General features: G+C 62.3%; 26 protein-coding genes. 14 read left to right on the top strand and 12 right to left on the bottom strand.

What is annotated here, in order from left to right:
* Positions 1-34: 34 nt before the first annotated feature.
* The 3 genes from P1M51_RS12100 to P1M51_RS12090 are packed head-to-tail and all read right to left on the bottom strand — an operon-like array spanning position 35 to position 3,031.
* On the bottom strand, positions 35-1,183 hold the full coding sequence (locus tag P1M51_RS12100) for a M20 family metallopeptidase (RefSeq protein WP_276274533.1): 1,149 nt from the start codon (positions 1,181-1,183) through the stop codon (positions 35-37).
* A complete protein-coding gene (locus P1M51_RS12095; RefSeq protein ID WP_276245434.1) occupies positions 1,176-1,697 on the bottom strand; it encodes an Lrp/AsnC family transcriptional regulator in 522 nt (173 codons plus the stop codon). The genes P1M51_RS12100 and P1M51_RS12095 overlap by 8 nt, the downstream gene beginning before the upstream one ends.
* Positions 1,697-3,031, bottom strand: coding sequence for an aspartate aminotransferase family protein (locus P1M51_RS12090; RefSeq protein ID WP_276245433.1), 1,335 nt, complete (start codon positions 3,029-3,031; stop codon positions 1,697-1,699). Before P1M51_RS12090 ends, P1M51_RS12095 begins: the two co-directional genes overlap by 1 nt.
* A gap of 171 nt (positions 3,032-3,202) precedes the next feature.
* Here P1M51_RS12090 and P1M51_RS12085 point away from each other — a divergent pair, with 171 nt between their 5' ends.
* Positions 3,203-4,681, top strand: coding sequence for a CoA-acylating methylmalonate-semialdehyde dehydrogenase (locus P1M51_RS12085; protein ID WP_276274532.1), 1,479 nt, complete (start codon positions 3,203-3,205; stop codon positions 4,679-4,681).
* A gap of 386 nt (positions 4,682-5,067) precedes the next feature.
* Here the strand turns inward: P1M51_RS12085 and P1M51_RS12080 are convergent, their stop codons facing one another.
* Positions 5,068-5,724: an RNA ligase partner protein gene (locus P1M51_RS12080; protein ID WP_276245431.1), complete on the bottom strand. Its 657-nt coding sequence runs from the start codon at positions 5,722-5,724 to the stop codon at positions 5,068-5,070.
* Between the two features lie 168 nt (positions 5,725-5,892).
* On the opposite strand from P1M51_RS12080, the gene P1M51_RS12075 reads away from it, so the two are divergent.
* A complete protein-coding gene (locus P1M51_RS12075) occupies positions 5,893-7,161 on the top strand; it encodes an MFS transporter (protein ID WP_276274531.1) in 1,269 nt (422 codons plus the stop codon).
* A gap of 21 nt (positions 7,162-7,182) precedes the next feature.
* On the opposite strand, the gene P1M51_RS12070 is transcribed toward P1M51_RS12075, so the two are convergent.
* Positions 7,183-7,770, bottom strand: coding sequence for a 50S ribosomal protein L15e (locus P1M51_RS12070; RefSeq protein WP_276245429.1), 588 nt, complete (start codon positions 7,768-7,770; stop codon positions 7,183-7,185).
* A 358-nt stretch (positions 7,771-8,128) separates the two neighbouring features.
* Between P1M51_RS12070 and P1M51_RS12065 the strand changes: the two genes are divergently transcribed.
* From P1M51_RS12065 to P1M51_RS12045, 5 genes are all read left to right on the top strand, one after another.
* Positions 8,129-8,317 (top strand): DUF1328 family protein, encoded by a 189-nt coding sequence (locus P1M51_RS12065; protein WP_276245428.1) that lies wholly within the window; start codon positions 8,129-8,131, stop codon positions 8,315-8,317.
* Between the two features lie 100 nt (positions 8,318-8,417).
* Positions 8,418-8,624: a DUF4177 domain-containing protein gene (locus P1M51_RS12060; RefSeq protein ID WP_276245427.1), complete on the top strand. Its 207-nt coding sequence runs from the start codon at positions 8,418-8,420 to the stop codon at positions 8,622-8,624.
* The gene (locus P1M51_RS12055) at positions 8,617-9,693 is read left to right on the top strand and encodes a hypothetical protein (protein WP_276245426.1); all 1,077 of its coding nucleotides are present in this window, start codon (positions 8,617-8,619) and stop codon (positions 9,691-9,693) included. Before P1M51_RS12060 ends, P1M51_RS12055 begins: the two co-directional genes overlap by 8 nt.
* A 287-nt stretch (positions 9,694-9,980) precedes the next feature.
* Positions 9,981-10,226 (top strand): PRC-barrel domain containing protein, encoded by a 246-nt coding sequence (locus tag P1M51_RS12050; RefSeq protein ID WP_276245425.1) that lies wholly within the window; start codon positions 9,981-9,983, stop codon positions 10,224-10,226.
* 119 nt (positions 10,227-10,345) lie between these two features.
* Positions 10,346-11,833 (top strand): trehalose-6-phosphate synthase, encoded by a 1,488-nt coding sequence (locus P1M51_RS12045; protein WP_276274530.1) that lies wholly within the window; start codon positions 10,346-10,348, stop codon positions 11,831-11,833.
* Here the strand turns inward: P1M51_RS12045 and P1M51_RS12040 are convergent.
* Positions 11,822-13,144 (bottom strand): MFS transporter, encoded by a 1,323-nt coding sequence (locus P1M51_RS12040; RefSeq protein WP_276245423.1) that lies wholly within the window; start codon positions 13,142-13,144, stop codon positions 11,822-11,824. The genes P1M51_RS12045 and P1M51_RS12040 overlap by 12 nt on opposite strands.
* A 93-nt stretch (positions 13,145-13,237) precedes the next feature.
* Positions 13,238-14,020 (bottom strand): trehalose-phosphatase, encoded by a 783-nt coding sequence (gene otsB, locus P1M51_RS12035; protein WP_276274529.1) that lies wholly within the window; start codon positions 14,018-14,020, stop codon positions 13,238-13,240.
* A 370-nt stretch (positions 14,021-14,390) separates the two neighbouring features.
* Between otsB and P1M51_RS12030 the strand changes: the two genes are divergently transcribed.
* Positions 14,391-15,254, top strand: a complete 864-nt coding sequence (locus tag P1M51_RS12030; protein ID WP_276245421.1) for a hypothetical protein — start codon at positions 14,391-14,393, stop codon at positions 15,252-15,254.
* 148 nt (positions 15,255-15,402) lie between these two features.
* Here the strand turns inward: P1M51_RS12030 and P1M51_RS12025 are convergent, their stop codons facing one another.
* Complete coding sequence (locus tag P1M51_RS12025; protein WP_276245420.1) at positions 15,403-16,311, bottom strand: serine/threonine-protein kinase RIO2; 909 nt, start codon at positions 16,309-16,311, stop codon at positions 15,403-15,405.
* Positions 16,312-16,454: 143 nt separating this feature from the next.
* Positions 16,455-17,123 (bottom strand): hypothetical protein, encoded by a 669-nt coding sequence (locus tag P1M51_RS12020; protein ID WP_276274528.1) that lies wholly within the window; start codon positions 17,121-17,123, stop codon positions 16,455-16,457.
* 52 nt (positions 17,124-17,175) lie between these two features.
* Between P1M51_RS12020 and P1M51_RS12015 the strand changes: the two genes are divergently transcribed.
* The 3 genes from P1M51_RS12015 to P1M51_RS12005 all read left to right on the top strand — a co-directional run bounded on the left by P1M51_RS12015 (position 17,176) and on the right by P1M51_RS12005 (position 18,657).
* Positions 17,176-17,388 (top strand): DUF302 domain-containing protein, encoded by a 213-nt coding sequence (locus P1M51_RS12015; protein ID WP_276245418.1) that lies wholly within the window; start codon positions 17,176-17,178, stop codon positions 17,386-17,388.
* Between the two features lie 237 nt (positions 17,389-17,625).
* Positions 17,626-17,799: a hypothetical protein gene (locus P1M51_RS12010; protein ID WP_276245417.1), complete on the top strand. Its 174-nt coding sequence runs from the start codon at positions 17,626-17,628 to the stop codon at positions 17,797-17,799.
* A gap of 42 nt (positions 17,800-17,841) precedes the next feature.
* Positions 17,842-18,657, top strand: coding sequence for a biotin/lipoate A/B protein ligase family protein (locus tag P1M51_RS12005; protein ID WP_276245416.1), 816 nt, complete (start codon positions 17,842-17,844; stop codon positions 18,655-18,657).
* Here the strand turns inward: P1M51_RS12005 and P1M51_RS12000 are convergent.
* Entirely contained in the window at positions 18,654-19,187 is a 534-nt protein-coding gene (locus tag P1M51_RS12000; protein WP_276245415.1) for a peroxiredoxin, read from the bottom strand. The two genes, P1M51_RS12005 and P1M51_RS12000, sit on opposite strands and share 4 nt — an antisense overlap.
* Before the next feature lie 86 nt (positions 19,188-19,273).
* On the opposite strand from P1M51_RS12000, the gene P1M51_RS11995 reads away from it, so the two are divergent.
* Together P1M51_RS11995 and P1M51_RS11990 are read left to right on the top strand one after the other, a co-directional pair.
* Positions 19,274-20,143 carry a deoxyribonuclease IV gene (locus P1M51_RS11995; protein WP_369685064.1) on the top strand — a complete coding sequence of 290 codons (870 nt, stop codon included), beginning with the start codon at positions 19,274-19,276 and terminating at the stop codon, positions 20,141-20,143.
* 1 nt (position 20,144) lies between these two features.
* Positions 20,145-20,930, top strand: coding sequence for a class I SAM-dependent methyltransferase (locus P1M51_RS11990; protein ID WP_276245414.1), 786 nt, complete (start codon positions 20,145-20,147; stop codon positions 20,928-20,930).
* Positions 20,931-20,940: 10 nt separating this feature from the next.
* Here the strand turns inward: P1M51_RS11990 and P1M51_RS11985 are convergent, their stop codons facing one another.
* Both P1M51_RS11985 and P1M51_RS11980 read right to left on the bottom strand, forming a co-directional pair.
* A complete protein-coding gene (locus P1M51_RS11985) occupies positions 20,941-21,561 on the bottom strand; it encodes a plastocyanin/azurin family copper-binding protein (RefSeq protein ID WP_276245413.1) in 621 nt (206 codons plus the stop codon).
* Positions 21,562-21,608: 47 nt separating this feature from the next.
* Positions 21,609-22,259 carry a hypothetical protein gene (locus P1M51_RS11980; protein WP_276245412.1) on the bottom strand — a complete coding sequence of 217 codons (651 nt, stop codon included), beginning with the start codon at positions 22,257-22,259 and terminating at the stop codon, positions 21,609-21,611.
* A 92-nt stretch (positions 22,260-22,351) separates the two neighbouring features.
* On the opposite strand from P1M51_RS11980, the gene P1M51_RS11975 reads away from it, so the two are divergent.
* A complete protein-coding gene (locus P1M51_RS11975) occupies positions 22,352-25,453 on the top strand; it encodes a PAS domain S-box protein (protein WP_276245411.1) in 3,102 nt (1,033 codons plus the stop codon).
* Positions 25,454-25,463: the final 10 nt, after the last annotated feature.

The raw sequence follows: 25,463 nt of genomic DNA, 5'->3' as shown, positions 1-25,463 counted from the left end.
CACACCCAATCGCCTGTCACCTCTACGGCGACGACTAGCGGGTGAGCACCTCGCGGACGGCGCGGTCGAGTACGTCGTACCCGGTTTCGACCTCCGCGAGTTCGATGTACTCGTCGAACTTGTGCGCTCGCGAGAGGTCACCCGGCCCCCAGGTGATGGCCTCGATGTCCGCGTCGTTGACGAAGTTTCGCACGTCGGTCGAGGCCTGAATGCCCCACGGCTCCGGGTCGACGCCGCCGAGTTCTGCCGAGTGCTTTCGGAACACGTCGGCGAGCGGGCTGTCTACGTCGATTTCCGCGGCCTCGTAGGTCCGAATTCGCTCCCACGAAATGTCCACGTCGTGGTCGCGGGCCACCTCGGCCACAAGGTCGTCAATTTCCGCATCGACGCCCTCGACCGGCTCACCCGGCAGAATTCGGCGGTCAATCGTGATGACGGCACGTTCTGGCACGACGTTCTCCTTCGTCCCGGCTTCGAACTTCGTCACCGTCGCGTAGGCCTTCTCCACGAGCGGGTCGGTCCGCGTCCGCAGTTCCGCGTCGTAGGCTTCGATGGCGTCGAGCAGCGGGCGAGCGTGCATGATGGCGTTCGTCCCCTGGTCGGGGCGACTCGCGTGCGACGGCGTGCCCTCGACGGAGAACTCGTACCACGCGAGGCCCTTCTCGCTGGTCGCAGTGCGCAGTTTCGTCGGTTCGAGGACGACGCCGTAGTCGCCGTCGTAGCCTTCTTCGAGGAGTGATTTCGTGCCGGGTTCGCCGGTTTCCTCGCCGATGGCCGCGTGGACGACGAGTGACCCCGGCATGTTGCCGGATTCGAATTCTGGGGCGAGGTCGCGAGCGAGCACCATCGCGATGGCGACCTGCGCTTTCATGTCCACGCTGCCCCGACCGTAGAGTTTCCCGTCTGCGATTTCGCCGCCGTACGGGTCATAGGTCCACTGGTCGCGGTCGCCCGCCGGCACCACGTCGATGTGGCCGTTCAGGACGATGGTGGGGTCGCCGTCGCCCACCCGCGCTGCGACCTGCGGGCGGTCTGGGTACGGCTCTTCGACCAGCCACGACTCGATGCCCTGGTCGCGAAACCAATCGTGGATGTACTCGGCGGCGGCGGCTTCGTTGCCGGGTGGATTTTCCGTCTCGATACGGACGAGGTCCTGGATGAGTTCGGTGAGTTCGTCAGTCATTTGCATCTCCGGAGAGCAACTGCGTCGCCTGCGTCTTGGAGAGGTTGAGCAGGCGTTCTGGATTCACGGGAATCTCTTTCATCACGAAGTGTGAGGACGTTTCGTCTACACCCTCGACGGCGACGATGTCGTCTAAGAGGGCGTTCATCTGTTCGCGCGAGGCGACCCGGGAGATGACGATGAAGTCGACGTCGCCGAGGGTGTAGAACACCTGCTGGACGCCGCCAATCTGGCCGAGTCGGGCACCGATTTCCTCTGCGTACCCTCGTTCGTGGGTGACCGACACTTCGGTTATCGTCACCATCGACAGCCCCAGGGCGTGGGGGTCTACGTCCGCCGTGACACCCGAAATCGCCCCGTTCTCTTTTAATTTCGACAGTCGATAGTGGACCGCCGATTTCGAGAGACCGAGTTCGTTCGCGAGCGTCTCCAGGCTCACGTCGAAGTCGCGTTCGACTGCCGACAGCAGCGCGAAGTCTGTCTCGTCGAGCGAGACGGCGGGGGCGCCGTCCATCACTCCTCCATCGCGGCGTCTGAGACTTCGAGCGCGGTATCGAGCGCCGCAACCGCCTCGTCGATTTCGTCCTCGCTGATGGTGAGCGGCGGCGCGATGATGAGCGTGTTAATCATGTTCGCGACGTAGACGCCCTGTTCTTTCGCCGCGCCGGAAACTTCGTCGACGACAGTCTTGCCCATCGAAATCTTGTCCTCGCGGTGGCCAAACGGCACGCGCCCCTCGCTCGATTTCGTGAGTTCGATACCACGGAACAGGCCGACGCCGCGAGTTTCGCCCACGCTCGGGTGGTCTGCTGCGAGTTCCTCGAGTTTCTCGCCGAGGTACGCCCCGCGCTCGCGCGCCTGGTCGATGAGACCCTCGCGTTCGTAGGTTTCGACGGCGGCGAGACCCGCGGCCACGGCCACCGGGTGCCCGGAGTAGGTGTGGCCGTGACAGAACATGTTGTCCTCGAAGTGGGCGGCCACCTCGTCGGTGACGATGGTCGCGCCGAGCGGTGCGTACGCCCCGGTCAGGCCCTTCGCCATCGTCATGATGTCCGGCGTCACGTCGAAGACGTCACAGCCGAACCACTCGCCGGTGCGCCCAAAGCCGCTCATCACTTCGTCCGCGATGAGCAGTGCGCCGTGGTCGTGGGCGATCTCTTTCAACCGGGGGAGGTACTCCTTTGGTGGGACGAGAATTCCGTTCGACCCGACGATGGGTTCGACCAGGATGGCGGCGACGGTGTCGCCTTCGAGCATCAGCATCTCGTCGATGTATTCGAGACTTTCCATCGGTTCGAGCGTCGACCCGTAGGCGTAGGGGTCGGGAGCCTTGATGGTGCCCGGGATGCCCGGTTCGGCCATCAGTCGGCGGGGGTCGCCCGTGACGCTAATCGACCCGTAGGTAGAGCCGTGGTACGACCGGTAGCGCGAGACGATTTTGTGCTTGCCCGTGACGAAGCGGGCGATTTTGATGGCCGCCTCGATTGCCTCCGTCCCACTCGTAGAGAAGAACGTCTTCGTGAGGTTGCCCGGCGTCACCTCGGCTAGTTTTTGCCCGAGTTTCGCGCGCGCTTCCGTGGTGTAGCCCGGCGCGACGTAGGCGGCACGCTGTGCTTGCTCGGCCATCGCCTCCGCGACGGCGTCGGCCGAGTGCCCGAGGTTCGAACACATGAGTTGGCCCGACAGGTCCAGATAGCTGTTCCCGTCTGCCGTCTCGATGCGGTTCCCGTTTGCGCCGACGACTTGCGTCGGTCTGACTTCAGACTGGTACGACCACGTCCCGAAGACGTACTGTTTGTCCAGCCGCTCGATTTCGTTCATGCCATCCGCGGCCTCTTGGCTCGTCATGTGGCTTGACATCGATTCTCATGTATGGTTAATCTTTTGCTCAATAGCTCGATTAGACAACTCTTTCGTGTAGTTTCGGAAAACAATTGAACACTGTTCGAAAGAAGCCGATATCTATCGAATTTTAGCGCGACGAATCTTTATAGTGGTGGCTGAGAACCATTCACGCACATGGTTTCACTTGACGCCCTCTCTCAGACGGGAGAGGTACGCAACTACGTCGGTGGCAACTGGACCGCGGTCGAGGGCGACGACGGCCAACCAGTCGTCAACCCCGCGACTGGCGAGGAACTCGCCTACGTCCCGTTCACCGGCCAGGCACAGCTAGACGAGGCAATCGCGACCGGGCAGAAAGCGTTCGAGACGTGGCGAAACACGCCAGTCGTCGAGCGAATCCAGCCGATGTTCCGGCTGAAAGCCCTGCTCGACGAACATCAGGACGAACTCGCGGAGATTCTCGTCCAGGAACACGGGAAGACGCTCGCCGAGGCGCGCGGGGAACTGCGCCGCGGTATTGAGAACGTCGAAGTCGCCTGTGGCATCCCGACGATGATGCAGGCTGGCTTCCTCGAAAACGCCGCACCCGGCATCGACGAAGCCGCCATCCGCCAGCCACTCGGCGTCTTCACCGCCATCACGCCGTTTAACTTCCCGGGCATGATTCCGCTCTGGTTCCTCCCGTACGCCGTCGCGACGGGGAATTCGTTCATTCTGAAGCCCTCCGAGCAGGACCCACTGGTTGCCCAGCGCATCTTCGAACTCATCGACGAGGCGGGCTTCCCAGACGGCGTCGTCCAGCTCGTAAACGGCGGGAAGGACACCGTGAACGCGCTCATCACCCACGAGGGCATCGCGGGCGTTTCCTTCGTCGGCAGCACGCCGGTCGCCCGCCACGTCTACAAGGAAGCCGCCGCCGCGGGCAAGCGCGTGCAGGCACAGGGCGGGGCGAAAAACCACATCATCGTCGCGGAGTCCGCGGACCTCCGCCACGCCGCAGAGCAGACCGTCTCCTCGGCCTGCGCCTGTGCGGGCGAGCGCTGTCTCGCCAACGACGTGGTGCTCGTCCACGACTCGGTGTACGACGAGTTCGCAGACCTCGTCGTCGAAATCGCAGACCAGCAGGTCGTCGGCTACGGGCTTGACGAGGGCACCGACATCGGCGCGATGATTTCTGCACCCCACGCAGAGCGGGTGCGCGGCCACATCCAGAGCGGCATCGACGAGGGTGCGACGCTCCTGCGCGACGGGCGAGACGTCGAAGTCGAGGGCTACGACGGCGAGTTCATCGGCCCGACCATCTTCGGCGACGTGACCCCGGACATGACCATCGCACGCGAGGAAATCTTCGGCCCCGTGTTCGGCCTGGTGCGCGTCTCGGACATGACCGACGCCATCGAGACGCTGAACATGAGCGAGTTCGGGAACGCGGCGAGTCTGTTCACCCGCGAGGGTGCGGACGCTCGCCGGTTCCGCAACGAAGCGCAGGCGGGCAACCTCGGCGTGAACGTCGGGACGAGCGCCCCGATGGCCTTCTTCCACTTCGGCGGGCGCAAAGCCTCTGCCTTTGGCGACCTGCACGCACAGGGCGAGGACATGATTCAGTTCTACACGGACAAGACCATCTACATCGAGCGGTGGCCTGACGCCTGAAGACGTGCTTATCTTTTGAGAGAGAACGTGTCTGGGTAAACGAACGCAGTTTTATGGTATGATGTGACGTATCATATGCTGTATCGGGAACCACGAGGATTCACCGAGCGATCTGAACCAGAAACTCTGATCTCAGACAGTACGGAACAGGTTAGGGGCAACAACTGAGTCTCTGTGAAAGGAGAACGAAGTCAACGCTCCGAAGGAGAACCGAAGCAACCCACAAACGTCGCCTTCCGGAAGGCGTGTTGTGAAGGCCATGTAACGGATGGCGTGTAAGCGTCGTTCGTGAATCTGGGAAACCAGAAGAGCCGTAGGGGGTTGTGGAAAACGTTTCCCGTTCGGGTCCTATTCGTGGCTCTCGACGATTTTATGTCCCCGGGTGATTACGTCGTCTCGTCGTCGCTCGCGTTCAGATACGATTCGAGGAGCAATGGGAAGTCCCGGCCTTTCAGATAGCGAAGGCCGAAATCCTCCGCCCACCGGATGATGCCAGTGTCCTCGGTGACGACCCCGGCTTCGAGTTCGCGGGCGAGAATCAGCAAGTCGAAGTCCTCCCGGGAGTCGAGAATCCCCCGCCGAAGCGTCGAGCGATACTCAGAGCGGAGTTCGGAGATGACCTTATCGACTTCGCTCATGACGTCGCCGGTCGCTGCATCTTTCGACTCCTCTGCTTTCCGCACCGCCTTCTCTGAGACGCGCAGCCCGCGGTTCACGCGATTGCTCATCTCCTCGATGAACTCGTAGACGATTTCGGCCGGAATCATCACGGTGTACCGGTCTGGATTCTTCTTGATGAGCCAGGTGTTCAGTTTCGAGAGCACCTCGTCTGAGACGCCCCGGTCTTCGAGCATCTGGGCGAGTTCGTCGTACACCGACGGCGGGATGTAACAGGAGATGTGAAGTTTGAGTTTGGCTTCGGCGATGAGGTCGAGGAGTCGGTCGACCGCTTCCTCAACGCCTTCGTCGTCCACCCGAATCTCCTCCGTGATGAACGTCGTCGTGTCAAGGACGAATCGCTGTTTCAGCGGATGGTCAGCCATCACTACCCGTTCGTCGCGCGTGGCAATAGATACCAATGGCACGTGGAAGCAACACCGTAATCAGGTTGGATGCAATAGTTGTGCCCATATTGGACAATACTGGCCTGCGGACGGTACCGATATAATCACCGCTGGAGAACGTGCAGTGACCACCCCGCTCTCACATAAATGAACTACGCACAGGGTATTCGGCAGAATCGCGCACAGTTCGCCCTCCAACTGTTGACCGTCTTCGCCGTCGGCCTCACCATCGGGGCCGAGCGAAACGTCGTCCCGCTGTTGGGCAGAGACCTCTTCGGCGTCGAGTCGCTCGCGATTATCGGGTCGTTCGTCGTGAGCTTTGGCTTCGTCAAAGCCCTGCTCAACCTCTACGGGGGAAAATGGTCGGAGACCTACGGTCGTCGCCCGATTCTCATCGCGGGCTGGCTAGTTGCCCTTCCTATCCCGGTCATCCTTATCTACGCGCCGAACTGGTGGTGGATTACGCTCGGGAACGTCCTCCTCGGGGTCAATCAGGGCCTCGCGTGGAGTATGAGCGTGAACGCGAAAATCGACCTCGCGGGTGAGGCCGCCCGCGGCACCGCCGTCGGCCTGGATGAGGCGTTTGGCTACACGGGCGTCGCCATCGGCGCGTGGATTACCGGCGTCATCGCCGCCGAATACAGCCTCCAGCCAGAACCGTTTTACTTCCTCGCGGGGGTCATCGTCCTCGCCCTCTTCGGTGCGATATTCTTCGTCGAAGAGACGCTGCCCTACGCGCAGGCTGAGGCCGACGCGAGCGACGGTACTGACGCAGACCTCCCTTTCACCGCCGTCCTCAAGCGTGCGACGTGGGGCGATCGAACGCTGTTCGCCGCCGCACAGGCGGGCAGCGTCGAGAAGTTCGTGGACGCTCTCGTCTGGATTGCCTACCCCCTCTATCTCACCGCCAACGGGCTGAACGTCGCACAGGTCGGCGTAGTCGTTGGCGTCTACGGCGGCGTCTGGGGCGTCCTCCAACTCTACACCGGCAAACTCGCAGACGACATCGGCCGGCGCATCCCGATCATCTTCGGGATGTTCATCGCCGGGGCGGGCGTGCTTGGCACGGTTTTCGTCACCGGCTACTGGCCGTGGATACTGACTGCCGGATTCACCGGCGTCGGGATGGCGCTGCTCTACCCGAACCTCATCACCGTGGTTGGCGACGCCGCCCACCCGACGTGGCGGGCGACGGGCCTCGGCGTCTACCGCATGTGGCGCGACGCTGGCTACGGCTTCGGGGCAATCCTCATCGGCGTCACCGCAGACGCCCTCGGCATCGAGGCAGCCTTCGTGATGGTCGCCCTCGCGATGTTCCTCTCTGGCGGCGTCGCGATTGTCTGGATGCGCGAAACCCACCCGGAGTTCGGCGCGGAAGCCTACCGGACGGGGGTCTCGCCAGTCACGGAAGATTGAGCGCGAAAGAAAAACTGCGGTTTAGTCGCGACGCTGGCCTTTGCGGGTGGACGGACGGTTGTGTTCCGTCCCCTTGCCACGCTTCTGGAGGCCGCGGTTGGACTTGCCGGCGCTGGTGAGACCGCGGAAGGCGCGTCCCTTGTGGTCTTCGTCGACGATCCAGTTGAGGTCGTCGTCGTTCTGGATGGCCGGGTGTGCCGGGTCGACCAGAATCACTTCGAACCACTTCTGTCGGCCGTCTTCACCGACCCAGTAGGAGTTGAGCACGCGCATGTTGCGGTACTTCGTCGAGGAGCGCTCCTCGGCGATGCGCTGGATGGACTTCTTGCGCGTGATGCGGTTTACGCCCTGGCGCTTCGACCGGCGACCGGCTTTGTGGCGCTGTTTGCGGGCGCTGCCCTTGCGGACGCTGACGCGCACGACGACGATGCCCTGCTTGGCCTTGTAGCCGAGCTGGCGGGCTTTGTCGAGGCGGGTGGGGCGCTCGATGCGCTCGATTGCGCCCTGGTTTCGCCAGTCCTGCATTCGTTCCCACTGCAGGTCGGCGAGTTTGCCTTCCTTCGGGGTCTTCCATGCGTCTCGGATGTGAGAGTAGAAGCTTTTTGCCATGGGTATCACCACGGGCGTTGCGTGGTTCAGCCATCTCGACGGCGCGGGGCCGTGCGGTTCGGTGGACGGTCCACCCTGGCCACATTCCGACCTGAATTCACAGGTGCCCGCTGGTGCCCGTGTCGCCCAGCGAGTTGTTCGCCACTTCCGCGCTTTGCCGCTTAAGGCCTTCGAATCGGACGTTCGCTACGAACCGTTTCACACCTTACGTCGGACATAAGGTCCGTATTTTGTAATCTTTGCATCTGCTTAACAAAGGGCATCCGGCCCAGAATACAGGACGCCATGGTGCCACTACCAAGCGGCGCAGATGGCGACTTGCCCGCACACCAATCCGGCCGTTCGGAGGTGAACTGAGATGTTGGAGTTACTCACGCCGCTGCAGGCGTTCTCCGGCCAGTTCCTCCAGTATGCGCTGTTGTTCTTCGTGCTGGCGATCATCGCGTCCGTCGTGGGAGCACGCGGGATTGCGGGGATTACGATGGAAATCGCGAAAATCTTCATCGCGATCTTCCTCATCCTCGCCATCATCGCGCTCATCCTGTGACGTGACGCCGTGATTTTTCTGACGCACTCGCGACCCTGAGAGTCACAACGCCAAACTGCTGGCCAGTTGCCTTTTTAACTCACGTCCCAACGCAGAATCTATGGGGAGCGATTCGACGGTGGCGTGGGAGTACAAGACAATTCAGCCGCCTCGTGGTTCGACGAAGAAAGAGGCGACGGACCCGACAGCTGAACTCAACGAACTCGGCAGCGAGGGGTGGGAACTCGCGGAATCTATCTCGTACGTCGGCGGCGGGACGAAGTATCTGGTCTTCAAACGCCCGGCCACAGAGGACAGTGATGAGTGATCAGGCGACGACCGACTTGAACGGCGACGCCGACTCGGACACGGAGTTAGACACCGCTGGTGACGCGGACATCAGCACCGCGAACACGATGACCGAGCGGACCAACGAGAGTCGCATCAAACTGTACGTGATGCTGGACGCGAACCGCCTCGCGGTGACGGGGGCGCTCGCCGGCCTGGTGTTCGTCTCGTTGCTCGTCCTCGGGGCGGTGTTCTACCCGGCGTTCCAGTCCGACCTCCAGTCGGGGGACACCATCGAGACAATCTTCTCGACCATGCTCGGGGCGATCATCACCGGGACGACGCTCGTCGTCACCATCACCCAGTTGGTCGTCTCACAGGAGAACGGCCCACTCGGCGACCAGCACCTGCGCATGAGCAACACGATGGACTTTCGCACCTACACGAAGGAGTTTCTCGGCCACCCGGTGCCGGCGGACCCATCTGCGTTCCTCCAGCATCTCGTCCATGCCACACAGCGCCGGACCAAGGCCTTCCGCGACCAGATTTCAGGTCACGACAACGACCAATTGCGCGACGAGGTGGACGAGTTCACCGACAGTCTGACCGGGAACGCAGACGAGGTGAAGTCCGAACTCGACGGCGCGAAGTTCGGCGAGTTCGACGTGCTCTACTCGGCGCTCGACTTCAATTACGGCTGGAAGATTTTCCAGGTCGAGCGGATTCAACACGAGTACGAAGACGTCCTCACCGACGACGACCAGGGGCTGCTCGAAGAACTGAAGACGACGCTCACGATGTTCGGCCCTGCCCGCGAGCACATCAAGACGCTCTACTTCGAGTGGGCGCTCATCGACCTCTCCCAGATGATTCTCTACGCCGCGATTCCGGCGCTCATCGTCTCGGGTGGGATGCTCACGTTCATCGGGAGCGGAACGGTGCCAGGCACGATGCTCGGCATCCCGACTATCGTCTGGCTCGTGGTCGGGGCGCTGTCGATTACGCTGTTGCCCTTCCTGTTGCTCGTGTCGTACATCGCCCGCATCGCAACCATCGCGAAGCGAACGCTCGCCATCGGACCGCTCATCCTGCGCGAATCGCAGCGCTAAGCGGCTTTCGATGGCGTCGAGAGAACCACCGGGTTCTGAGATGGCGACGAGAGAAGCGGTCCGCGCCCCCCAGCGCGGCGGAGTCCCCCTTCGGAAGCTCCATCCAATGATTTCATCTCGTCCGACAGCGGGAAAGCGCTGTCGTGGAAACCGTCCCAGAGCCCAGCCGTCAGTTCCGACGGCGCAGGCACTATTCTTGTGCCTGCATTTGCAAGTCGCCGCCGGCATGCGATATCGCCTGCATTTGCATGGTCAAGTAATTTGGGGGACAGACTCCAAGTAGCGCTATGACGATACAACTCGCCGAAATCGATTCGGGGAAGACGGTGTTCTGGGGAGACGAGACGGTTGGCGAAGTCGCACGCGTAGACCAGGAGACGGTGTACGTCGCGCCGCAAACCGGACTTTCCGGCCTCCTGCGTTCGAAACTCGGGTGGTCGGTGAGCGAAGACGGGATGGACACCTACCCGCTCGCACTCCACGCAGTCGGGTCGGTCAGCGACGACGGTGTCTACCTGAAAGACGATTATTAGCACGTTTCTGAACAGTCTCGACCACCTACTGGAGGCGGGTCTGCAGGCAATTTCTCTGTTCGGCTTTCACAAGCAAGCCACGGGTCTACAGGAGTGGCGCTCGTGGTCAATTATACCATATGTCACAGCGCTCTGTAGTCAATCAGACGTCAGCAGCCACAGACCCGACGAACGCGTTTTCGGACGTGGTCGTGGTTTCGAACCGACAGCCGTATCGCCACTCCTTCGACGAGGACGGCGAAACGATTTCCGTAGACAGACCGTGTGGCGGCCTCACCGCCGGTCTCGACCCCGTGATGCAGGAGATACAGGGGACGTGGGTCGCCTGGGGTGATGGGGACGCAGACTCCGCGTCGACCGACGACGACAACTGTGTCCGGGTCCCGCCCGACCAACCCAGATACACGCTGCAACGGCTCTCGCTCAGCGAGTTCGACGTTCGAGGCTATTACGACGGCTACAGCAACCAGCTGCTCTGGCCGCTCTGTCACAGCATGGCCGAGAAAATTGACATCGACACGGGCGACTGGCAGACCTACCGTGAGGTGAACGATAAGTTCGCAGACGCGGTCGTCACCCACGCCCAGCCGGGCGGTGCAATCTGGTTCCAGGACTACCACCTCACCCTCGTGCCGCGGATGGTGCGAAATCGTCTGGACGAGGACGTCCGACTGATGCACTTCTTCCACATCCCGTGGCCCGCCCCGGACGTCTTCCGCGCCTGTCCCCACGCGGAACGAATCCTCGACGGCCTCACCGGGAACGACCTGCTCGGCTTCCACACGCCGCGGTTCGCCGCGAACTTCCTCGAATGTGCAGACCGGTTGCTCCCCGAAGCGACGGTCAACTGGGAAGAGAATACGGTTCACACCGCGCAGGGCACGACGACCGTCACACACGCCTCGATGGGTATCGACGAGGAATCCGTCCGGAAGCAGGCCCGTGCCGCAGACGGATCGTTCTGGGCCGACTTCCGTGCCGAACACAGCATCGATGCTGACGTGCAGGTCGCCCTCGGCGTGGACCGTCTCGACTACACGAAAGGGATTCCAAAGCGCCTCGACGCCCTCGAATCGCTGTTCGAGCATCGTCCCGACCTACGAGAGGAACTAACCTACGTTCAGAAGGGGACCGAAAGTCGCAGTCGCATCCCTGCCTATCAGAATCTTCAGGAGACCGTGGCCGACGCCATCGAGCGCATCAACGACCGCTTCGGGACCGACGACTGGCAACCGGTGGTCGAGACGCGAGCGCACCTCTCACGCGAACACCTCGTCTCGCTGTATCACCACAGCGATATCGGCCTCGTTAGTTCGCTGCGTGACGGGATGAACCTCGTCGCGAAGGAGTACATCGCTGCCCAGACAGACGATGACGGTGTCCTGGTTCTCAGCGAACTCGCCGGCGCGAGCGAGGAACTCGGTGAGGGGGCACTCACGGTCAATCCCCACGACACCGGCGCGATGGCCGCGACGATCGAGCAGGCAATCGAATTGTCGAAAGCAGAGCGCATCGCCAGGATGCGTGCGCTCAGAGAGGTCGTCCGCGAGGAGAATCTGGAGTCGTGGATAGACGGCTTCTTCGCCGAGGCCGCCTCAATCGAGTGACGACCCGGCTTCCTGTTTTTGTCCCGCGCCGAACCCGACGCGCAGGAGTTTCGGTTTCATCACGAACACGGCGCTCACGAGCACGACGATGCCAGCGACGGTGAACGTGAGCGAGTAGCCAAGCGTGTCGGCGAGCGCCCCGCCGAGCAGGCTTCCGAGTCCGCCGGCGAGCGCGGAGAGCGCGGTGTACATCCCGAGGGCCTCACCCCGAATCACCGACGGCGCGAGGTCCGAGATGAACTCGGTCGCGGTGAGCGCGATGACTGCCCAGGCAGCACCGATGAGTGCGAAGATGCCACCAAGTGCAAGGACGCCCGCGTCGAATGCCGTGCCCGAGCCGACGAGCGCGACGGCGGGAAGTGCGGTCCCGCGAATAGAGAGCGCACCCGCCTGGAGCGACCGACGATTGCGCGTCGCGCTCAATTCCCCGGCTTTGCCGAAGAAGACTGCCGACCCGAGCGCCGACACGACGTAGAACAGGTAGATGAACGTCTCAGAGTAGCCGACCACCGTGAGATACGCCGGCAGGGGAGCGAAGAAGATGCCGAATCCGGCGAAGAACAGCGCCACGGTAAAAAAATACGCCGCCAGCGCCGGGGTGAATCGGGTGACGAACTGCTGGGGCTGGAGCCCTCTGACCTTCCAGTACAACTGACTCGGCAGGAATGGGAACGTGGACGCGACGACCGGACGAGGGTTTCGCTGCCGGTTCGTCGTTCCGTTCGAGGGCGTCCGCCCCCCACCGACAGGCAACCAGACCCCGGCGGCGAGGACGCTTCCGACTGCCATTGCGGCGCACATCCCAAAGAAGAGTCGCTGGCTCGCGAGCGCCGGGAGTGCGAAGATTTGACTCGACACGACGGTCCAGACAGTTCCGATGGCGAGGCCGCTCGCCCAGCCGTAGCCCTGGACTCGGTTGAGGTGGGCGAGCCGTCCACTCCGTTCGCCGGGATTCGCGTCGTTCACTGTCAGTATGGTGAACACGGGCGTCGCGGCGGAAAACGAGAGCCAGAGCAACCCGTTCAGCGCGACAATGAGGGTCGTTCCAGAAACGACCGGAATGGTCGCAAGCGAGAGCCCGATGCCGCCGAGACTAGCCACGCCGAGCAGTCGCCAACGCCCCATCCTGTCGGCGAGTCGTCCCCAGACGAGTGCCCCGACTGCGCCAGCGAGTGCCGCCATTGACGCGAGCACGCCGAGTTCGCCGGGCCCGGCACCGAGGTTGACCACGTAGAGCGGCACGAGCAACGACGCACCGCCGGCGGCAATCGAGCCCAGTCCCCACGCAGCAAGCCATCTATTTTCACCCATATATTGTGTTGGAAAATCAACTCTCACGACGTAAAGAACTGCGGGCCAGTCGACGCCGAAAGACGGCGAGAACAGCGAGCAAGCGGCCGTCGCTCAGCCCTCAACGTCGGCCGAACTCGCCAGTTCAGCCCACAACCTACCGAGGAAAGCGGTCACCGCCTCCGGGTCAGACAGCTGATACGCGGCAGTGGTTTCGCTGGTGGTTCCGACGTGAACCGACGCGCCCGACCGGCCGACTGCTCGGAAGGCGGCTTCGTCGGTCGTATCGTCGCCAATGTAGACGGTAGTCGCACCCGGGCCAGCGGACTCGTCGACCAGTTCGACGATAGCTCCTTTGTCCCAGGAGACAGCCGGACGCACTTCGAGTATCTCCTTACCGTCGCCGACCTGAACGGGACGGTCTGCGTCCGCGACCGCTCGGTCCACTGCTCGATGCACTGCCTCGACCTGCTGACTTGCAACCCCTCGGTAGTGAATGGTCGCGGTGACGTCTTTGTCCTCTACGAACGCGCCGTCGATGTCCACGAGGCTGTCTCGAACCGTCTCGACCACCGAACGAATGGTCGGTTCACACGCCGCCGCGAGCGGGTGGATGACCGTTCGCCCGTCTCTCTGCAGTTCGAGTCCGTGATTCCCGGCGTAGGTGAGTCCCTCGATGCCAACCCGGTCGCGCACGTCGGCGAGCGCCCGCCCGCTGATGACGGCCACTTCGGTGGCCGGATGGTCACGGAACGCGGTGAGCAGTCGTCGATTCTCGCTGGCAAGCGTCGCGGCGGTCGGGTCGGCGCGAATCGGCGAGAGCGTCCCGTCGAAGTCGAGACAGAGCGCGAGCGTCTCTTCGGCTGCCAGTTCGGCGGCGACGCGGCGCTGTACCACTGGCTCACGAAGCGACTGGGGAGACGAACACATTTCGTGAGTCGTCACACTCGCGTGAGCCAATTAAGCGCTCTGGCGGTTCCAGCGGCACCCGCCCCTGCCAGCGCGCGCTACCAGCGGCTATTTCGAGGTCCAATCCACTTGGTTTGCGTCGAAGTGGGAGAAAACATTTACCAACAGATTAACATTTTGTCGTATGCAGGTTCCTCCACATCGGCCATCTGCTACTCCCGGCGGTCGCTCCCCGTCTCGACGGACGTTCCTGACTTCGCTCGGTGGGGTGGCCATTGGCACAGTCGGTGGGTGTGTTACACGTACAGACAATGCCCCCAGATATCGGCTTTCCCTTCGCAGGCTCGGGCCATCTCTTGTGGGTCGGTTCACCTGGCGAGCCGCCGGTCCGTACGACGAATCCGACCGGGACCTTGCTTCACGAATCGTAACCGAGGGCGCGGTCACCACCGAGGGTTTCGCCCTTTCGACCACCGGGAGAAACGTTCCCGCCTATCTGGAACAGGAAGGGAACTACTACGAAGTGCGCGTCAGGGAAACGGGGACGGTGACGCGGACGCGATGGCTGCTCTGGTTCGACCGCATCGACGGTCAACCACCTGCTGACGCCGAAACGTACACCTCCAGTCTCGGCCTGGGTAATCCAACGCCTCTCGACACGACTCACGGGCTTTCGGAACTCGATATTCACGCAGTCGAAACTGCGGAAGGCAGGATGGCACCCGAGTACGGCTTTATCGACCTCGAAGATGAACCGCCCGAACACCGGGGACACCTGTTCCTTCGCCGGTCAGCCGACGAAACCGACCTCGTCCCCGCACCACCGTTCACGCACGTCGTCTTCGAATCGGGTGACGGAACGGTATACGCCCGTGCGGTCGTGGAAGAAGTGTCGGTCGAACTCGCGCAGTACGAACACGAAGCGACGCGAATCGCTGACTCGGAAGCCGCGTACCGTGCCTATCTCGACGACACGTATCTCGAGACTACCTTCTGGAGCGAAGACCTCACGGACGAACAACAGTCATTGCTCGACTCGGCGCAGGGGGGTCTCGGATACGAAGAAACAGTTCCGCTCTCGACCGACTTCACCGATATTTTAGCGCGACTCGGTGTGGACGATACTCCAGAGCCGGACTCGGGACGCGTCGAGTTCTCCGAGGAGGTCTACTTCGCGTACGACGGGACAGACTACGAAGCGCAACTCGAAGTGTTCGGGTAGCCGTCTCAACCGTTGGTAGCACGCTACCTACGGTGGATTCCGCCTCGAACGCGGATTTCATATCCTGAAATACGGTTTATTCGTCGCGCCTCCACAATCGCATACTCGGCCGTATCGAGGCTCTAACTGCCGAAAATACGGAATCCTACTACGCCGTGTGTTCGATCGACTCGAACTCGCCGGCCATCACGGCCTGGGCGATGGCGCGCATGTCTATGTTGTCGGCCATCTGCCCGGGGTATTTCTGCTGGAAGTGGCCAACGATGTTCTCGACGTCGCGGGTGAGCAGTTCCGCGGCGTTGTCGTGGTCGGTGGCCACCGCCTGTGGCCAGTCGAAAATCGTGACGCCGTCGGTTCCGACGAACACGTTGTACGCGCTCATGTCCGAGTGGACGTACCCTCGCTCGTAGGCCCCCTGCATCTCGCGGAGGATGAGGTTCAACACGGGGACGACCTGCTCCGGTTCGAGTCCGGCCCGGGAGAGTTCGACGCCGTCTATCTTCTCCATGATGATGGCGTGACGGTTGTGGTCGATGGGCCGGGGGACTCGCACGTCGGGGTAGAGCGTTTCGAGGATTTCGTACTCGCGCTCTGCTGCCTTGCGGGCGGTGTACTGCCAGGAGACGTGCTGGTTGTCGGACGTGTAGTCGCGCTCTTTTTGCACCTGCCGGAAATTCGTAAAGCCCTCCCGGTGGTACTTGAGCGCGAGCGGTTTGTACGACTGCACTTCGTAGACGTCGCTCTCTTTGCCGACGCCGAGTGGTGATCCGAACCCGCGGATGGTGTCGCGCTCCGCAAACGTTCGTAGCGCGAGGATGTCGTACCCCTCGAAGGTCAGCCGGAACCCCTCGTACTGCTGGGTCTTTCGTTCGATGAACCCTCGGTCGTGACACCGGTCGATGCGGTAATCGACCTCTTTCTCGGTGAGGTTCGCGAACTCGGGGAGTTTCTCGCGGTTGACCCACTTGCTAAAGCGCATCCCGTGTTCGATGCCCGAGAGGAGATAGAAGTCCTCGGGCTCGAGATCCGCCATCTCGGGTGCGACGTTTCTGACCATTACTGGCTGATAGCGGGCCCGTGACTAAAAGTTCCGCGTGTGCGGGAGCATGGTGAATAAACCGCATATTGGGATATAAAATCCGAGCTTAGTGGTTCATTCCGCGGTGGTTTACGGAGGGTGCTGGCCGAAGCGCGACTCCGTTAGGCCCGTCGCAAGAGGAAAAACGCGCTGAACGCAGCCAGGGCGACCAGTACTCCGACGCCGACGAAATCGACCGGTTTCCACGTCGCGATCTGCGTTTGCATCGCCGACAGCGAGAGGTCGAGTTCCGTCCGCTGGTCGGGTTGCAGCGGGTCGGTTTCGAGGCGAACCTCCTCACCATCACGCGCACCGTCGCCGTCTGAGTCGACACTGAGTGGGTCGGTTCCGCGGTCGATTTCCTCGCCGTCCGGTAAGCCATCGCCGTCGGTGTCGCTCCGCACGGGATCGGTTCCGTGCTCCAACTCGGCACCGTCTCTCAGCCCGTCGGTGTCGGTATCCGGGTGGAGGGGGTCGGTCACGTCGAGTTCCTCACCGTCGAGGACGCCGTCGTTGTCCGAATCGGGGTCGGCCGGGTCGGTGCCGTACTGGATTTCTCTGCCGTCACCGAGTCCGTCTTGGTCGCTGTCGGCTTCTCTCGGGTCTGTCTGGTAATTCTGTTCCTCTTCGACGTCTGTCAGCCCATCGCCGTCTGTGTCGGTTAGAGTGTCGGTCGTGTCGTCTGGGAGTGAGACCGCGGTGTCGAGCGCCGGGTGCGGGGTCAGCGCAGCACCGTTGCCGACGGAGAGCGCCAGCGCCAGCCAGACGAGGACCATCGTTCGTGCGTGCATTTCGGAGCTGCTTTTCAAATCTCAAATATACAACCTATCTCTTTCGGTGGGCGTGGATTGCCCCGCCGCCGGTGTAAATTCGTATCCAGTCGATACTGTCCTGCCCCAGAAACTCCTCGTCTGGGAGGAAGACGGCACTGTGAACGTGACATACAACGACCCGCAGTATCTGTCCGACCGTCACGATATCGAAGGTGAGGACGAGCGATTGACGCAGATTGCCTCGGTTCTCGATGGTCTCGCAACCGGGGAAGATTCACCGTAATCGACTGTGCAATAAATAGGGCTTTACCACTCAAGCACTATTTGTTAGTTGGTTGAAATTCTCGAATGAGTACGGGTCACCGGACCCAATGGGGTGGGGAATTCGGGGCCCAACTGAAAGTCGTGTGGGGTCACGACTTTCACGCCATTACCTTCAGGGGGGAATAGCCATCACTACCACCGTCTCCACACCGTTTCAGTACCGAAACCGACCGTACCACCCGTTCGAGGTGACGCCGTGAACGGAGCCGCGTTCGAGAAGACGCTCTGTCAAAACTGCGGACAGGCCGTCACCCCGCAGTTCCGGCGCGTGTTCGGCGACAACGACGACCGCGTCTGGGCGTGTCTCGACTGTGTGACGGTCGCCGCCATCCACGCGGGGGCCGCCCACGGCGCACTCGAAGACCACTGACCGGCGCAACTCCTTTCTTTTCGGCCTGCGGACAGTGACTTGATGACAGACCTCGCAGACCGCGAGTGGCGGCTCATCCGCGAAGAATCGTGGGACGGGCCGATGAACATGGCACTCGACGAAATTGCAGCAGAGACGGCGGCCGCCGGCGGACCGCGCACGCTTCGAGTCTACCGCTGGAAACCGAGCACGCTCTCGCTCGGCTACAGACAGGAGGCAGACACCGCCGACTGGGACTACTGCGACCGCGAAGGCATCACGGTCACCCGGCGACCGACCGGCGGCGGCGGTATTTTCCACGGCTACGACACCGACATCTCCTACTCGATTACCGCGCCCGCGGCGGAGTTGCCCGGCGACCTCATGGAGACCTACGAACTGCTGTGTACGCCCGTCTTCGATGCCTTCTCCGCGATGGACGTCCCCGCCCACTTCGCGGACGAACCCCAGCCGTCGCTTTACCAACCGTCGTGCTACCTGCGCGACCTGCATCCCGCCCACGACGTGGTCGCGGCGGGGCGCAAGATAAGCGGCAATGCCCAGTACCGCCGTCGGGACGCCATCATCCAGCACGGGTCGCTTAAGTACGACCTCGACGCGGAGACGCATCTGGCCGTGTTTGCAGACCCTGACCTCACTCCCGAAGACGTAGAAACTCGCATCACCTCGATTCGCGAACTCGCGGGCATCGACCGCGAGCAGGCGGTTCGCGCCCTCGAAGACGCACTCGGTGAGTGGGCGAACGCAGAAGAAGGCCAATGGACGCAGGACGAAATCGACCGTGCGCGCGAGCGAGCAGCGACGAAATTCGCCACCGACGCGTGGAACCGAGAGCGGACGAATCCGCTCGCAAACTAGAACCCGAACGTCTCGTTTTCCGGTTCGCCGATGTGTTCGACGACGGCCTCGTGAAGCGCCGCCATCGGCGGGGTGTCCCGCGTCGGGTCGATGGGGTCGTCCGCCAGCCACCGGTACCGGATGACGCCATCTGTATCGATGAGGAAGCAGGACCGATGCGCGCGCGGGACGACCTTGAACGCCCGATATCGCACGTCGTAGGCCTCCGCAATCGAGAGGTCGGTATCCGAGTAGAGCGGAAACGAGAGGCCGAGATGGTCGATGAACCGGCGGTGCGTGGCGGGGCGAGACTTGCTCACGCCGACGACCTGCACCTGCTCGCCCGTCGCGAACCAGTCGTAGTCGCGAAAGGCACACCACTCGCTGATGCAGTCGGGCGTGAAGTCGTTCGTGTAAAACGCGAGAAGGACGGGCCGGTCGTCGAGCAGCGCAGAGAGCGTGGTCGGTTCGATGGCCCCCGACGGCGTGACGAGCGGGGCGGTGAACTCCGGCGCTTCCTGTCCGACAGTGAGTCCTCTGGTTCCAGTCATGATTTCTGATAGGTCTACACGAATGTATAGACTCGGGTCGGGGACACCTTCGAAGCCCCTTTGCTCCTCTGGGAAAAAAGACGCGTATGCGAGTTGGAGCACACGTTTCTATGTCGAGTTCGAAAGTGTCGAGTGACGACGATAAACCGCCACACGACAACATCGCGAACGCCGTCTTCCGCCAGGTCGCCTTCGGCGGCAACTGCGGACAGATTTTCACCCACTCTCCCCAGGTCTGGCAAAGCCCGGACCTCGGCGAGGAAGAGGTGGCGCTGTTCAGAGACCGGACGGCCGCCGAACTCGACGGCCCGTGGGTCATCCATACCTCGTATCTCGTGAACCTCTGTACGCCGAAAGACGGCCTCCGACAGAAGTCCATCGACAGCATGCAAGAGGAAGTAGACGCCGCCGCCGCCCTCGACATCGAGTACGTGAACGTCCACCTCGGGGCACACACCGGTGCAGGCGTCGAAGGCGGCCTCGAAAACGCCGTCTCCGCGCTGAGCGAACTCGACGTCCCCGAGGACGTGACCGTCCTCATCGAGAGCGACGCCGGGAGCGGGACGAAACTCGGCGGCGACTTCGAGCACCTCGCCTACGTCCTCGAACATTCGGACCAGAATCTGGACATCTGCCTCGACACGGCCCACGCCTTCGCCGCGGGCTACGACCTCTCGACGGAGGAGGGCGTCTACGAAACCGTCGAAGAACTCGACGACGTCGTCGGCCTCGAACACCTCAAGTGCATCCACCTCAACGACTCAAAACACGCCTGTGGAACCAACAAGGACGAACACGCCCTCATCGGCGAGGGCCTGATTGGTGAAGAAGGCATGCGCGCCATCATCAACCATCCGGACCTCGAAGACGTCCCGCTCGTCCTCGAAACGCCGACGGAAGACGGCAAGGGCTTCGCGTGGAACATCGACCGCGTGAAGGACCTGCGCGAAAACTGAAATGCGTCGATTCGCCGCCGAGTACCTCCGCGAGACACGCCGCGGGATGTGGACGGACCGGTCTGCACTCGCCGGTCTCGATCTCCCGAATCGCCGGCGTGTCCTCGACGTTGGCTGTGGCACGGGCGAACTGACGACGGTACTCAGCGCGGAGACGCCCGGTGAAGTGGTCGGTCTCGACCGCGACCCGGCGCTGCTTGCACACCTTTCTGGGCCCGCAGTCCTCGGAGACGCCCTCTCGATTCCGTTTACGGACGACTCGTTCGACCTCGTGGTCTGTCAGGCACTGCTCATCAATCTGCCCGACCCCGCCGTCGCCGTCCGCGAGTTCGGGCGCGTTTCGGGCGACCTCGTCGCGGCCATCGAACCGGACAACGGTGCGGTGACCATCGATTCGACCGTCGCTGCTGAGTCGCAGCTCGCGGAAACGGCGCGTAAACACTACGTCGCCGGCGTAAACACGGACGTGACGCTCGGCGCGGACGCGGCTGCCCTGTTCCGTGACGCCGGGTTCACCGACGTTTCGACCGTCCGCTACGACCACACTCGAACGGTCACTGTGCCGTATGCGGCCCACGAACTCGAAGCGGCGAAGCGAAAAGCGCTCGGGTCGGGACTCGAAAAGGACCGGAAGACGCTGCTCGCCGGTGACCTGACCGCAGACCAGTACGACGCCCTGCGAACCGCGTGGCGCGAGATGGGGCGCGAGGCAATCGCGCAGATGCAAGCAGAAACCTACGAGAAAACTGAGACCGTGCCGTTTTACGTAACCGTCGGGCGCGTTTGAGTGACGCGAATTACCCGTCGAGAATCTTCTTCGTCCGCTCGTTGAGTTCCTCGATTTTCTTCTGGGCTTCCTCGGGGAGCATTTTCTGTGGGGGTTCCAGGCCGGGCTGACCGTCGGGGGACGGCTTGCCGACGATGACAGTCCCGAGCATTCCCACCTTCTCGTGGGGCGTACAGAAGTAGTCGTAGACGCCTTCCACCTCGAAGGTGTGCTCGAACACGGCACCTTCGTCTACCAGCACCTCACTGTCCCACGGCTCTGCCTCGTCCGGGATGCGTGTGGGCTGGTCGTAGTCGAGGTGGTACGCGGTCGCCGAGTGGACGCCACTGACCTGCTTCCACGTCACAGTCGCGCCCTGTTCGACCCAGACGATATCCGGGGCGAAGCCGGTCTCACTGCCCTCCGTCCACATCTCGACGGTCGTGTCGCCCGACGGTTCGCTTGGGTCTTCGGGTGTCGCCGTCCGCGTCGTCGTCGCGGCCGTGGTCGTCGTATTATTCGATTGTCCAGCGGTCGTGGCGCTCGTCGTCTGGTCGGTCTCGGATCCACCCGACGTACAGCCAGCGAGCGAGAGTGCGAGCCCTGCCCCCGTAAGCTGGAGCAGTCGGCGGCGCGTCGTCCAGTCGGTCATTGTCGGGAATACAGCACACCAGTCTAAAACCTGTTGCGGCCAGCGTGTTAGACAACGTCACCCCGGACGGACGCGCCCTCCTGACTCGACCGGTAGGCGCGAACCGCGTCCGCCGCTGTGGCGGCTTCGTCGTCGTCCATGCCGAGCATTTCGAGTGCGCCCGCGAGCGTCGGGAAGACGTACTCGCCGGTTCGCAGTTTGTCGAAGGCGTCAGTCGAGCGCTGGCCATCTATCCAGAGGGCGGCCCCGCGGGGGTCGAGAATCTGTTCGTATGCCTCACGCGCCATCGCGCCTTTCAGGCGCTGGGTGACGTTGTTCTCGAACCCGGCGTTGCACACTTCGAGGTGAATCGGTTCGTCGCTGTCGACGAGGTGGGCGGCGAGGCACTTTTCGGGGGCGACGTGCCCGTTGTCGTTCGCGCGGATGTACTCCGGGTACTGTTCTGCCCACTCCAGACTGACGGTCTGCCCGACGCCCTTCACGCCGTATTCGCGGCGAAACTCCTCCTCACGGCTGGCGTCGCCGTGGAACAGCAGGTCCTTTTTCAGGTAGATATCGAGGCGAGAGACGGGGTCGAGGCCGAGTGCGAGGTCGCCGTACACCCAGATTTCGCGCACCGGGACCGGCATCGTCTCGTTCTCGACCGTCTCGACGAGTCGTTCGACGCGGTCGACCGCCGTCGCACGGTCCAGTTCCATGCCCGGGTATTGCAAGCGGGTGCGGAAAACGGTTGCTTCCGCGCGTGTTGGTTAGGGAAAACTTTCTTGCTGATATGTTGTGAGTGTTCGGTATGTCTTTCGCTGTCGCGTTGCGCCGTGTCAAGCAGTGGTCGGTCGCCCTGCTTGGCGGGCTGCTCGCGGCGCTCTCATCCGGCCTCCTGTACAGTGAACATTCGTCTCTCTCTGCGCTCGAACACGTCCTTCCGCTCTTTCTCGCGATGGGGTTGGTTGGGTTCGGCTGGTGGCTGGTTCAGTCCCGTCTCTCGCCCGCAAAGGTCGCCTCTATCGCGCTCTGGGTGGTCGCGGGAATTGGCGTCCTCTTCGTCGTGAGTCTTTGGTCAGGGTATCATAACCTCACGAGCGGCATCTCGACGGCAGAAATACTCGAACAGGCACTCGTAAACGTCACCGTCGGCGGACTATCCGGGGCCGCAATCGGCTTTCTGGACGTTCGTAGAGCAGAGCACCGAGAGCGAGCAGTTCGGACCGAACAGGCAGTGGACGCGACGATGGACGGCGTCGCGGTGCTGGACGAACACCACCGATTCCAGTCGGCAAATCAATCGTTTCTCGACATCTACGGCTTCGAGTCTGCGGACCAACTGTGTGGCCACTCCTACCTCGAACTGGAACTGACCGTCGAGACGGACCGACTCGAGGAGGAAGTGAAACCTGCGGTTCAGCAAACCGGTGGCTGGCGCGGCGAACTCACGGGCGTTCGCTGCGACGGAACGACGTTCCCGAAGGAACTCACGGTCAACCAACTGGACGACGGCGGCCTCGCGGTCGTCATCCGTGACATCACTGAAAAACACGAATCCCAGCGCGCACTCAGGGAGGAGCGCGCTCGCTTCCGGGCCCTTACGGAAAACGCTCCCGTCGGTGTCGTCACGCTCGACGAGGACAACGTCATTCAATTCGCGAACCAGCAACTCGCCGAAATGCTCGGCTACGACGCCGTAGAACTCGTCGGTGAGCCGATGGCGACGCTTATTCCAGACAGATTCCGACCCGCGCACAAAGCTGGTGTAAACCGCTACCTCAATACGGGCGAACAGCACCTCGATTGGAGTGCGCTCGAACTGGCGGGACTCCACCGCGACGGTCACGAAGTCCCCCTCAGCGTCTCGTTCGGTGAAACCACCTTCGATGGCCAGCACCTGTTTACGGGTATCCTCATCGACATCTCGGAACGAAAGGAACGCGAACAACGCCTCGACTTACAGGCGGCAGCGATAGAAAACGCCCTCGACGGGATTGCGATTATCGACCCGGACGGGGAGTACGTCTACCTGAACGCCGCCCACGCGCGGCTCTACGGCTTCGACGACCCTGAGGCGCTCGTGGGAGCGTCGTGGCGCACCCACTACGACTCCACGGAATTGAAACGCGTCGAATCGACCGTGTTCCCGGCGCTCCAATCGATCGGCCACTGGAACGGCGAGACCCACGCTACGAAACGCGATGGGTCGAAATTCACGCAGGAACTGTCGCTGAACGCGCTCGCGGACGGCCACCTCGTCTGTACGGCTCGCGACGTTACCGAACGTCGCCTCGAAGAAATCAGGCTCAATCTCTTACAGGAGGCGACCCTCGACCTCGGCACCGAACGCGACCTATCCAGTGTCATCGAGTCTGCGGTCGAAATCAGCCAGTCCATCATGGACTACTCGCTCGCCATCTACTGGACGTACGACGAAGAGCGAGATTCGCTGGTTCCGACGCACGCGTCCGATGCTGCCCACCAGATGTTCGAAGACGCTGACATGGTAATCGACAACCTCGTCGTCACGCCCGGGATGCAACAGATGGACGCATTCGAGAATGGTGAGATGCAGGTGGTCGAAAACTATCAGGACTTCCCCGCCGCGCGTCGGTTCCCACTGCCGCTTACGAGCGCCGTGTACGTCCCGCTCGGGTCGCACGGGCTGCTCGGGCTGGGGTCGCTCGAACGCCAGACGGTCTCACAGACGAGTCGCTATCTCGTGAGCATCCTCTCTCGCAGCGTCGAAAACGCGCTCGAACGAATCTCCCGTGAAGAAACCATCGAGGCGTTGCACGCGGATATGCGGACGATGGTCGCGACGACCGAGGTGCAGGAAGTCGCGGAAATCGCCATCGAGACGGCGCGAAACGTCCTCGGCTTCCCGCTCTGTACCCTCTGGCTGGCCGACGAGACGGGGACGAGACTCGAACCGGTCGCGTGGACCGACGAGTCGGCCGAACTCTTCTCCGAAATGCCGACGTTCACTGCAGACGGTGAGAGCCTCTCCTGGCAGGCCTTCGAGTCGGGAACGCCATTCACGATTGCGGACGTGCAGGCTACTGAGGGTCGGTACAATCCGAACACGAAGATTCGAAGCGAACTCATCTTGCCGCTCGGGTCTGCCGGCGTGTTGAACATCGGGTCGCTCGTCCCCGGAGACTTCGACGAAACCGACGTGTCCATCGCGCGGTTGCTCGCCGCAAACACCGAGGCGGCGCTCAAAGAAGCACGCTTCGAGGCCGACTTACAGGAGCAAAACGACCGTCTCGAATTTCTCAACAGTCTCCTGCGCCACGACATCCTGAACGGGATGGTCGTGATTCAGTCGCGAGCGACGTACTTGCGCGACAGACTCGAAGGAGAGGAGAAACGACACGCAGAGACCATCGAGCGCTGGTCTGACAATATCATCGAACTCGTCCAGCACGTCCGAGTGATGCTCGACCTGTTCGCGGGACGGGGCGTGGAGTTCCACCCGGTGTCCCTGTCCGACATTCTCGAAAGACAGGTCGACCGCATCCGGTCTGCCTATCCGGAGATCGGATTCGACGTCGACATCGACGAGGCCGTCACCGTCGAGGCGAACGCGTTACTCGCCGAAGTCCTGGGCAACGTCATCACGAACGCCGTCGAGCACAACCGAACGGAGAACCCACACATCGACGTTTCGCTCACGACCGACGGCGAGACGGCGACGGTCCGCGTTGGCGACAACGGCGTCGGCGTCCCCGACGACCTGAAAGACCACATCTTCAGGCGCGACGAGACCGGTCACGTGAAGTCTGCGGGCAGCGGTTTTGGGCTCTTTTTCGTCGATACGATGGTCGACCAGTACGGCGGTACGGTTCACATCGAGGACAACGACCCCTCTGGGGCCGTCTTCGTCATCACCCTCCCGCTGGCCTGACCTGGTTCGT

The sequence above is a fragment of the Haladaptatus sp. QDMS2 genome, from assembly GCF_029338295.1.
Lineage (GTDB): Archaea > Halobacteriota > Halobacteria > Halobacteriales > Halococcaceae > QDMS2.
The sequence above is the reverse complement of the archived record's forward strand: the minus strand, read 5'-3'. Positions and strand labels throughout refer to the sequence as shown.